Annotated in this window: 1 protein-coding gene; it reads right to left on the reverse strand. The window is 59.7% G+C overall.

The window, feature by feature from the left end:
• Positions 1–75: 75 nt before the first annotated feature.
• Positions 76–1,260 (reverse strand): integrase catalytic domain-containing protein, encoded by a 1,185-nt coding sequence (locus HED64_RS19615; protein WP_168153622.1) that lies wholly within the window; start codon positions 1,258–1,260, stop codon positions 76–78.
• Between the last annotated feature and the right edge of the window lie 122 nt (positions 1,261–1,382).

Below are 1,382 nucleotides of genomic sequence, written 5' to 3' on the forward strand. Positions count from 1 at the left end.
CCTGTTGCGTCAGGTCAATACCTCCGGGAACACCGCTACGTTGCGTCAGATGAAAACCTCCGCCTAGTGGTTGCTTCATGACTGGGCCTCCTTGAGGTGTTGGGTTGTGGTGCCGCCCTTGGCCTTGGCCAGAGTTTCCAGCTGCTTGGTGAGGGCGAGGATCTGGCGTGAGAGCGCCATGACGCGGATCTTCTTGTAGGCGGCGTTCATCCGGATGGCCGGCATCTTCCGCATGTCGCGGTGATTGATTGCCCGTTGGTGAGGGGTGGCTGGCTTGTCGTGGATTTTGGTGACTTTGGCCCCGTTGCGGGTCTTTTTCACTAGCTTCTGCTGGGGCAATAGGTAGTTGGTGAAGATCCGGTCTAGTTCCCAGATCTGGTTCAGTAGCTCCAGTTCGGCTGGGGTGTCGTAGCGCATGTAGCCGACTAGTTCCCTGACCCGCGACCAGTTCTTCTGCTCGACGTGGGCACCGTCGTTCTTGTTGCCGGGGCGGGAACGGGTGAAGGTGATGTGCTGTTCCTCGCAATAGCGTTTGAGTTCCTCGTTGATGAATTCGCTGCCGTTATCCGAGTCGATCCCGATGATCGGGAACGGGAAGACGCCGGTGACGTGCATGAGGGCCGCGAACACCCATTTCTGGGCTTTGTTCCTCACGGAGCGGTTCACGGTCCACCCGGTGGCAATGTCGGTGACGGTGAGGGTGAAGCAGAATTCGCCGCTGTTGTTGCCGCCTTCGTGTCCTACGAGGTCGATCTCCACGAACCCGGGGACCGCATCGTCCCACTGGGCCCAGGTACGGATCGGGATCTGGGATTTGAGCAGGGAACCGGGCTTGGTATGTGAGCGTCCGCGCAGGCGCATCTTCGCCCGTTCGCCGCCGAGCCTGCGGTCGATGGTGGAGGCACTCATGCGCATCAGGAGCGCGGCTTGGTTGTCGGTGATATCCAGTGCTTTTTCGGTGCGCAGCATCGGCACTAGATAGCTCATGGAAGCGGCTAGCAGCTTCGAGGCTGGCGCCCGCAGTACTGCCCAGCACAGGACCAGTGCTGGTTGCAGGTCCGCCGGGTAGGTGGGTTTACGTCCGACCCTGACCGGGCGCGGTTTCTCCGGCAGTAGTGCTTGGCGTAGCGCTGCTCGGGCGTAGTCGCGGTGCCATCCGGTCAGGGCCACTAACTCGTTGAGCAGGTGGCTTTTGGCCTTGCGGTTGGCGCTTTGGTAGCGCTTGGCCAGCTGCTTGGTCACTGCCTTCCGAGCCTTCATGTTCAGTCCCATGCTCACGAGGAAATAGCGCCAAACCTCGAAAAACAAGATGATCGGAAACGGAGGTTCTTTTGTGAGGCAACGTATCGATCTACGCGGAGGTTTTTTATGAGTCAACGCGA

The organism is Paeniglutamicibacter terrestris (assembly GCF_012271785.1).
Lineage (GTDB): Bacteria > Actinomycetota > Actinomycetes > Actinomycetales > Micrococcaceae > Paeniglutamicibacter > Paeniglutamicibacter terrestris.

Coding starts and splice junctions, on each gene's coding strand:
- HED64_RS19615 (WP_168153622.1), bottom strand. CDS start 1,260: ATGAAGGCTCGGAAGGCAGTGACCAAGCAGCTGGCCAAGCGCTACCAA.